This is a genomic window from Caballeronia catudaia (genome assembly GCF_001544755.2).
In the GTDB taxonomy this organism is placed as follows: Bacteria; Pseudomonadota; Gammaproteobacteria; order Burkholderiales; family Burkholderiaceae; genus Caballeronia; species Caballeronia catudaia.
The window spans coordinates 1-8679 of sequence record NZ_FCOF02000089.1; the positions used below are offsets into that span (position 1 = coordinate 1).

The 8679-nt window shown below is 57.3% G+C and carries 7 protein-coding genes and 3 pseudogenes; 6 read left to right on the plus strand and 4 right to left on the minus strand.

The genetic code is table 11. From position 1 onward, the window contains the following. Positions 1-404: 404 nt before the first annotated feature. From AWB75_RS35505 to AWB75_RS35515, 3 genes are all read left to right on the plus strand, one after another. On the plus strand, positions 405-782 hold the full coding sequence (locus tag AWB75_RS35505; RefSeq protein WP_061128613.1) for a hypothetical protein: 378 nt from the start codon (positions 405-407) through the stop codon (positions 780-782). Between the two features lie 110 nt (positions 783-892). Next, entirely contained in the window at positions 893-2323 is a 1431-nt protein-coding gene (locus tag AWB75_RS35510) for an IS1182 family transposase (protein WP_061128618.1), read from the plus strand. Positions 2324-2528: 205 nt separating this feature from the next. Further along, positions 2529-2951 carry a UPF0158 family protein gene (locus AWB75_RS35515; RefSeq protein WP_061128614.1) on the plus strand — a complete coding sequence of 141 codons (423 nt, stop codon included), beginning with the start codon at positions 2529-2531 and terminating at the stop codon, positions 2949-2951. A gap of 322 nt (positions 2952-3273) precedes the next feature. Here AWB75_RS35515 and AWB75_RS38315 read toward each other — a convergent pair. From AWB75_RS38315 to AWB75_RS35525, 3 pseudogenes are all read right to left on the minus strand, one after another. Next, positions 3274-3390 (minus strand): annotated as a pseudogene (locus tag AWB75_RS38315) (IS6 family transposase); the annotation flags it as partial. Positions 3391-3407: 17 nt separating this feature from the next. Continuing rightward, positions 3408-4105: pseudogene (locus tag AWB75_RS35520) on the minus strand (integrase core domain-containing protein); the annotation flags it as partial. 42 nt (positions 4106-4147) lie between these two features. Continuing rightward, positions 4148-5029, minus strand: a pseudogene (locus AWB75_RS35525) (IS5 family transposase). Positions 5030-6049: 1020 nt separating this feature from the next. Between AWB75_RS35525 and AWB75_RS35535 the strand changes: the two are divergent. Together AWB75_RS35535 and AWB75_RS35540 are read left to right on the plus strand one after the other, a co-directional pair. Then, positions 6050-6310 (plus strand): DUF3562 domain-containing protein, encoded by a 261-nt coding sequence (locus AWB75_RS35535; protein ID WP_087087182.1) that lies wholly within the window; start codon positions 6050-6052, stop codon positions 6308-6310. 401 nt (positions 6311-6711) lie between these two features. Continuing rightward, positions 6712-6996: a hypothetical protein gene (locus tag AWB75_RS35540; RefSeq protein ID WP_087087183.1), complete on the plus strand. Its 285-nt coding sequence runs from the start codon at positions 6712-6714 to the stop codon at positions 6994-6996. 686 nt (positions 6997-7682) lie between these two features. Here the strand turns inward: AWB75_RS35540 and AWB75_RS35550 are convergent. Continuing rightward, complete coding sequence (locus tag AWB75_RS35550) at positions 7683-8171, minus strand: cache domain-containing protein (protein WP_061128617.1); 489 nt, start codon at positions 8169-8171, stop codon at positions 7683-7685. 182 nt (positions 8172-8353) lie between these two features. Between AWB75_RS35550 and AWB75_RS37515 the strand changes: the two genes are divergently transcribed. After that, positions 8354-8679 (plus strand): DUF6431 domain-containing protein (locus tag AWB75_RS37515; protein ID WP_235012265.1); only part of this gene is annotated, 326 nt, incomplete at its 3' end.

The window sequence follows — 8679 nt, forward strand, 5'->3', positions numbered from 1 at the left end:
GCGTCTCTGTTTCATCGCAACACTCCCGCCGCTTACATGGCGTTATTGTGTTGCATCGACCGGTTGAATCCGCCAGTCCGACCCGACATCCGAGTGACCGAACACATTCGCCGGCGAACGTCCCTTCGTGGCCGTCTACGGAAGTTGGGAGCCCACTGCGCGATGGCATCGCGGAGCCGATCTATACATGCATTTAACATAAGTAACGTTGGCAAATGTTAGTAGGATTGCGAAGTAATAATCAGAAATCCGGCGGGGGCTTGCGGCCATGCCGAGTCAACTTCCCCTGCGCCGGGACGCGCCCAAGGTCGGGCGCAACGAACCGTGGCCGTAAGTACGAGCATTGCTGTCTCGCAAACGGGCCGACTCTGCATTGACTACGCACACAACCAGGGAGAGAGGACATGTCACAGGGAGCCGACGAGTTTCCACTGAACGCCAATGGCCCGGCATACACGTCGTGGCAGGACCGTCATGGCGTGCCGTTGTCGTACGTCGGCGAGAAACTCGGTCGCGCGATTGAAGACTTGCATCGGCACGCGCGACGAGGCCAAGGCGGAGACGATGATTTGCGCAGCGCCATGTACCACCTTCTGGTCGCCTACCTCGGGCTTCACAATATGCTGGGAAAGGCGAACGATCCTACCTTGACTAACCGGCTACTTGACGGAAGCAGCGAGAATCTGGGGAGATGGCTGCGTCTGGTTGGTCGAGAGGGCGACGTCCACGGACTTGCGGGCCTAGATGACAGCGGCGAGGCGAACTTCAGTAGCGGGGGCTGAGCGGGGGTATCGTCGCCGAAGGACGACGCGCCCGCGTACGGCCCAGATTGTGTCAAAACGCATTTTTGGAGCGCTAGAATTTCGCTATCCAACGGTGGGGGATGCGCAAAATGAAGCGTTTCGTTCGAGGCGACGATCGTAACCTGAGCTTTCTCCTTCCCGAAGCGCTTGATGATTACGTGACGGACACAAATCCGGCCCGCGTGATCGATGTCTTTGTAGAAGAACTTGATCTTAATGATCTCGGGTTCGAGGGAGTACAGCCTGCCTTGACTGGAAGACCGGCTTATCATCCTGAGGTGATGCTTAAGATCTATATCTACGGCTATCTTAATCGCATCCAGTCCAGTCGTCGTCTTGAACGCGAAGCGCAGCGAAACATCGAGTTGATGTGGCTCACTGGTCGGCTGGCACCGGACTTTAAAACCATAGCTCGGTTCCGTAAAGACAAGGGCAAAGCTATCCGCAACGTCTGCCGTCAGTTTGTGATGCTATGCCAACGTCTGGACCTTTTCGCTGATGCAATCGTCGCGATCGACGGCAGCAAGTTCAAGGCGGTGAACCATCGCGATCGCAACTTCACGAGCGCCAAGCTCGAACGGCGCATGCGCGACATCGAATCAAGTATTGCTCGGTATCTTCAGGCGATGGACACAGCCGATCGTCAGGAACCTGCAATCGCGAAGGCCAGGACAGAGCGACTGCGGGACAAGATTGCAGCGTTGAAGGAGCAGATGCAACGTCTCAAGGAGATCGAGGTCCAACTCAAGGCGGCACCCGATGGACGGATATCGCTCACCGATCCGGATGCGCGTTCAATCAAGACGCGAGGAACGGGAGTCGTCGGCTACAACGTACAAACGGCCGTCGACACGAAGCACCATCTAATCGTCGCGCACGTCCTCACTAACGATGGCATTGATCGCGATCAGTTGACATCGACGGCCAAGCTTGCTCGTGCTGAAATGGGCGTCGACAAAATCACTGCTGTTGCGGATCGGGGCTATTGCAAGAGTGAAGAGATACTGGCATGCCACGAGGCTGGAATAACGGTGTTTGTTCCGAAGACGGTGACCTCGATGGCCACTGCTGATGGCCGCTTCGGGAAGGATGACTTCATTTACAACGCAAAGACGAACGAATATCGGTGCCCGGCTGGGGAGAGACTCATTTGGCGATTCTCGACCATTGAGCGCGGCTTGAAGATCAGTAAGTACTGGAGTTCGAAGTGCCAACAATGTCCGTTGAAGGAGAGTTGCACTCCCAGTCCTCAACGTCGCGTGGCTCGTTGGGAACACGAAGCTGTTCTCGAGGATATGCAGACGCGACTCGATCATGCGCCTGAGATGATGCGGATCCGGCGACAAACCGTCGAGCACCCGTCTGGCACGATCAAGGCATGGATGGGAGCCACTCATTTCCTGACTCGAACCATTGAGCGGGTAAGTACGGCAATGAGCTTGCATGTGCTTGCATACAACATCAAGCGAGTGATTAAGATACTTGGTTCAGAAGTTGTTATGAAGGCGATACGGGCGTGATGGCCGCAGGAGTTGCTAATCCTCGGCAATAAAGTTCGCCGGTGACTTTGAATTCGGCATGTGCAACGAAAGACGCGACTTGCGCCGAGACAGCGCTTCGTCAATTCGAGTGGCTGTGCGTTTTGACAGGGTCTGGGCCAACACCGGCCTGTACACCAGTCCAGGGATTCGGCGTTCGAACGCTACAACCTTTGGGAGCAGAGGCATGGCCGCGGTCAGATACGCCGATCTTTCGATGGCCTTCGATTTCGTGAGCGACGCGTCTCCGATGGAGCATGACGCGTATGTCTCGCTCGATACGGGCAAGGTCTATTGGACCTCTGATTTCGACGACGCATTCGACGAAGATCGTCCTGACGACCTTGAAACTTCGGATCGGTATCTTGCGATACCGCATAAGAATGAGCTCGATCTGGGAAGAAGTCTCGCGTTGCGCTTTGTCGTACACGAATTGCCCATGTGTTACGAGCAGGTCGAAGGATTTTTCCGACGGCAAGGGGCGTATGGGCGTTTCAAAGATCTGCTGGCTCGTGAAGGCGCGCTTGAGCGCTGGTATTCCTTTGAGACGGACTCTGTTGAAAGAGCGCTGAGGCAATGGTGTGCCGATAACGGCCTTGAAATCGCTTGAAACGTCAGATGATCGTCGCGAAAAGAGGGTGACGGTGGCGACAACGCAGGCAGTTGGAAAGAAGGATGGGAGCTGCCAAGAAGTGAGGCAAAGGAAACCGGGACAAAAACGGTGTCGACGCTGTCGTACGGTGAACGTGATTGTCGTCCGCGAACGTCGGACACCAACGCTCGAAGCATGATCGGCGTGAACCCACCAGCGTGCTGGGCGGGGTAAGAAGCGTGTGAGCCCATAGTGCGAGGGCGCATCACCGTTGAGGCCGCCGTAGGTTCGGTCGCAGTAAGGAAATCAGGAAAAGTCCTGGTGGGACGAATAGGAATGCTTATTTCGCAAGATCGTAGAACTGCTCGGGGACTGAACGATGCCGTCCATCGTCACTCTTCATCTGCCCTTTCGATATCATGTGCATGAGTTCGATGCCGCCTAAAATGATGCGGGCGATTCACAGACATCGTTTCACTTTCTTGAAGACTGCTTTCTTGGCGTTCTAGACCTCACGTCTTCTACCGGAGCCACGACATCAAGCGCGCGCCGATGATGCTGGGCAACGATCTTGTCGACTCGCCATTCGCGATGTCGGATTCGCTCTTTCCTCTCGTCGTAGGCGCTACCCACCTGCTCCGCGAGAGGTGTGATTTCGCTCACTTCCGCGATTCGGTCAACCGGCGTCTTGCCCCCGAGTGAGCCGTGTGGGCGGCGCCAGTTGTAGTCGAACTTCCACTCCTCAATTCGCCGATCAATCGCATCCTCGGTTGGAGTATGGTGGGACCAGAATTCGTTCAGGTCAGTAAGCTGCGAGCGCTCGACCTTGCCATTGAGGTGTGGCGAGCGTGGCGGAATCGGTCGAAATTTGATGCACTCGGTCATCAAACGCCGCTGCACTGATTCGGCGAAGAACTCGCCGCCCCTATCAGTCTGGATACGCTGGATAGGAAACGGGGCATTCCTCGATCACGCGATCGAGGAAATGCAGTGTATTACGGGCATTTCTGCGGGGATAGACGGCCAGTATGCGGAAGCGCGAGCAGTCGTCAATGGCCTTGTACTGATAGACCCCTCGCGCAATCTTCATTGTCGCTGGACCGATCCCCCGGAACCGGGCGGCTATACCGTTTGGGATGTGCCGGCCGCCGGGAATGTATCAACGGCTTCACAGACGGATTCGGCTCCTAAACGAGCCCCTCTGCTCGCATTTTTCATACGCGTGACGGAGTGCTCCCATGCACCGATCGCAACAGATTTCGCGCAATCACCAGATTCGCCAGAGCGAACAAGCTGAACAGTTGCGCCGTGTTCTTGGCCAAGCCCTTGTAGCGGGTCTTGCGATGGTGAAACAGGTTCTTGACGATATGAAACGGATGCTCGACGCGCGAACGGATCTGCGCCTTGGTTCCCTCAAGCGCAGTCACCAGCTCCTTCAGCGGTCCCCCCTGCATCGCCTTGATCTTTCCGCGCTTGGCAGCGACATGCCACTTTACTGCCTTGCCTTTCATTTCATCACGCTTGTCTACACCAATGTAGCCCGCGTCGGCGAACGCTTCCTCTTCATGGCCGTGCAGCAGCAAATGGGCTTGCGACACATCCGACACATTGGCCGCCGTGCCAGCCACGCTGTGGACCAAGCCCGATTCGGCGTCCACGCCAACGTGGGCTTTCATCCCAAAGTGCCATTCGTTTCCCTTCTTCGTTTGATGCATCTCCGGGTCACGGCTCTTCCCGGCGTTCTTGGTCGACGGTGGCGCTTCGATGATCGTGGCATCAACCAGCGTGCCTTCCTTCATCATCAGTCCACGCTCGCACAGCGAGATACCGATCTCGTCGAACAGCTTCCTTGTCAGATCGTGCTCGATCAGCAGGCGACGGAATTTGAGCAGCGTGGTCGCATCCGGCACGTTCTCGACTGCCAGATCGATGCCGTCGGCGGACGGCCTCGCGTGCCCTTCGGGTAATGCGGTTCGATTGCACACATCAAACGCTGCCACGGCACGATCGTCTCCATCTCCGCCAAGAAGCGTTGGCGCCTCGTCACGCTTCTTGCCTGCAATTTCCGCTTCCGCGAAGCCAATCTGCCTCTTCATCCTCGTGCGTCCGTTTCGTGAGCTGCCTTCTATAACGTCCGCAGCTACGTGAGCGATGACCGCCGAGCTTTATTAATCAGCGTTTCCCTAGTGGCGGTTTTTTTTCTATTGAGGTGGCTACGGGTGCTCGGGCCAGGGATCATGATTTCGCCGTGCGAGGTTTACGATTCCGCTATGGGCCAGAAGGAGAAAGCCATGGACCAGCATTTTACGAATCTTACGCCCCCCTTCTTGCCGTCGATTAAACCCTTTGGTTTTCGGTCTACGGCGTCGGCTGGGGGATACTGCGCCTTTGCGCTTCCGGCCTAAGCGATTCGCGCAAAACTCGGTGCTCGGAACAGCAGTCCAAAGCAATTGATGCTTGCTTTCAAGCTCGGCAAACGTCGGCTTTTACAGGCGATCGAACACAAGGTTTTACGGCGCACTGGGGAACGGGTAAAGCTGTCGGCGGCGGATCTTTGACGACGGAAGAATGCGGCGCTGTCTGACTAAGAATCTCGCCCTGGAAGCTTGGTAGCTAGGTAACCCTTCAGAACGGCGGCTAGATCAGCTTCGCTGTGGCGTGTGCCCCAGCCGTTCGATCGACTCACGGACGCAATCGCCAACCAGAATCGGATGGGAGCACCGTTTGCCCAAACGCGCGCCCCTTCAGTGATCCGCAACGGGCCGGTCAAGTGAGTGAACGTTGCACGGATTACGCGTTCGGCGACGTGGACACGCGCCATGACGGATTTCGCTGCTCGCATAAGGGCACGCTGCAGAAGAAAATTGCTGCAATGCAGCAGCTTCTAGGCCTGACACGCGTCCCTGCTGGACGAATTGCCGTGACTGACGATAGTGGCGAGCGAAAGATCAACGAAACCCGCGTCAAGCCCCGCCTGCCTAACTTCGTTGCGTCTCTTCGAACCGCGAGATAGTTCTTCAACTAGCCCGGGCTTCGCGATTGACCGTTTCAATTGGTCAGATGCTTACGCCCTCTCCTCTAATGGAGCCTCACTTGAAGCACAGCGTGAGGCGCCCATGAACACCCCGGACGCGCAGGAAGTAATTCGCGAAATAGCTGTGCTAACTGCCACTCCCGAGGAGATCGTCTCTCAGATGTACGCGGAGACGGTGCGGGTCTTCTGTATCGACGCGCGGATCCTCGATTATGTGCCGCTGCTCGCGGCGAGGCGCGTGCGTGAAACCTTGCAAGCCGTTTCGAAGGCGGGCAGAAAAGACAGCCTGTCGGTCGCCGAACAAGCCCCGATCAGTCGGCGAGGCGATCGAACGGTGCAGTGATCAACGTTCCGGATGCGCCGCTCCCCTTTCACCATGTCGTCCATTCCGGCAGCCGGGTCCCCTGAACTTCGGACCTTTGCGTCGACGGCTCGAAGACCGTTCATCGGACTTGTCAGGGCATCGAGATCCGGCATGTAAATACGTCCAAATAAAGTGGGCGGCCTCAATCTGAAGTGCAACACCTGTTTCGTATAAGGTGTTGCATGCATAAGAACTGCTGTGGCGCTCCTAAATTTCAAGAGTGCGGCGCCGAAATTCCCGTCCAAGAACCGCCGAGAGAGGAAAACGATCCTGAAAGAACTAGACTTATACAGCCGGCTCACGTCGGGCCGGTTACCACTAGGTTCAGAATCAATTAGCGCGGGCAGTGCGTCGGCCGTCGCCGCCCCCAGGAGATGGTCATGAAGACTCTCGTGATACTGGCATGTGTAGTGCTTTCCACGAACGCGTTTGCAGAATGCGCGACGAACGCCCGTGGTGAAACAGTGTGCGGCAATGGACAGACTGCCGGCGGATATAACCGCAGCACTGGTACAGCCTGGACGTCCCAAGCGAACCAGAACGGTGTGCGGACGACTCAGACCAACCGGGGCGGCGAGGCGAAGACAATGAACGGCAAAGGCGTGGCTCATGGTCCCGGCGGGACCACCTGCTACAAGACCGCGAAGAGTCACGGTTGCAACTGACAGCGCGACTGCCGCTACTCAGTCCGTCTCTGAATGTAGCGGATCGTGCTACCGACCGAGGAGAGAGATCGCATCGCGCATCGGCGCAATCGACACTTTGAGCGTCCCTTTGAGTGCGGCGAAAGTCCTCCGCACGGCTAACCGCCTCACCGCTACCCGGTCTCGCCAGCAGGGACGGGTCGCCCGAAGCCAGGATTTCGACTGGCGCGGTGTAATTACGCTTGAGCAACGCTCGGAGTTCCTGCGTCTCCGGTTCGTATTCGGCAGCACGCGGTCGAGGTTAATGACGCGTGCGGCATTGCGCACAATGTCGCCGCCGGTCAATGAGCAGCGTGAGGTGAAAGCGCGCGCACTCTCTGCTGCTGATGAAGTATTCACTTGGCGCTCGCTGGCGCTGCTACGAGCGCATGGCTCGATCCCTATAACGCTCCTCATCGCTCTGGCGGCGTGACCGTGCATCATTTTCGGCACGTTCGGCTTGTTCTCACCCCTGAACGGAAACGAACCCGACCTGGAGCGGAATTTCAAGGTGTGAGATTCGAGCACCGAGAGCAGACTGCAACTTTCGACGTGACCCGCATCGGCGAAGACAAGCCCGCACGAGGATGATCACGCGGTAAGGCGGCTAAACGGCTGCTCGCGGGAAAGTTGCAGGAGATGACAACTCGAACGCCGCCTGCCCGAACCTACTCCGAATAGAAGCCCGAACCCACCAAGCCTGGAACTCCGTCAATCTTGACCGCCTTCACATACGTCCATTTATGCGATGGCTCAGTCTGCCCCGGTCTCGGGAACATGTAGTCGACCCAGCCCGATCCCGTTGTTTCAGCCGTCTGGATCATGGCGTCATGAAACAGCTTGCCGGTTGTATCTTTCTGGCCGTGGACGTTAGTCCCTTCCCGTGCAGGGAAGGCCGGATTCAACAGGACATTTGCGTTCCGATCGTAAGCAAACAGATAGGTGTCGCCATGGAACCACTCGCTGCCCTTGATTCTGAAGTCGGAAAACGCGGCTTTGCCTTTGCTGTCTATCAACGCGGCGGCCTTGTCGACCAGCTCCTTGGTTTGTTTTGCCGTTTCGGACGTTGGAGGAGATGACTGCGAAAATGCAGGAGATGCGGGGCAGACGAATCCAGCCAGTAACAAGGTGCCAGTAAAGAGGGCTTTGCCGTTCATTGTGTTATGGCGCGCGCAATATGAGATGGAACAGGGGATGTTTGTCGCGCGGACGGCGAGAACGATGTTCTGAACTTTTCCGCGCGTAGCGCGCGACGCTGCAGGCGTAAAGAAGGCCGATGCACCTCTGGTATCGTGCGACGTTGTCCAGACCCCGCACGTTTTCCAGAACTGACCGGCCTATGCATCGTATCGTACACGCCCATCGCGCGCTGGAGCAACACCAGCGCGCCATCCTCTTCACGCTCGAATCCTACCGTCCGCCGCGTTGTCCGCACTGCGGCGTCGCCAGCCTTTGGGGGCATGGCTTTTACGACCGCAAGGCTGATCGCAGCGCAGCCGGTGCGCTGAATCCCGTTCTGGTGCCGCGCTTTCGCTGCACGGCGTGCTGCCGTACCTGTTCACGCCTACCGCTGTGCTTCTGCCCGCGCCGCTGGTACGGCTGGGCATTGCAGCAGCTGGTGCTCTCCCTGTGCATGTCCGGCATGTCGCTGCGCCGCATCGCCGC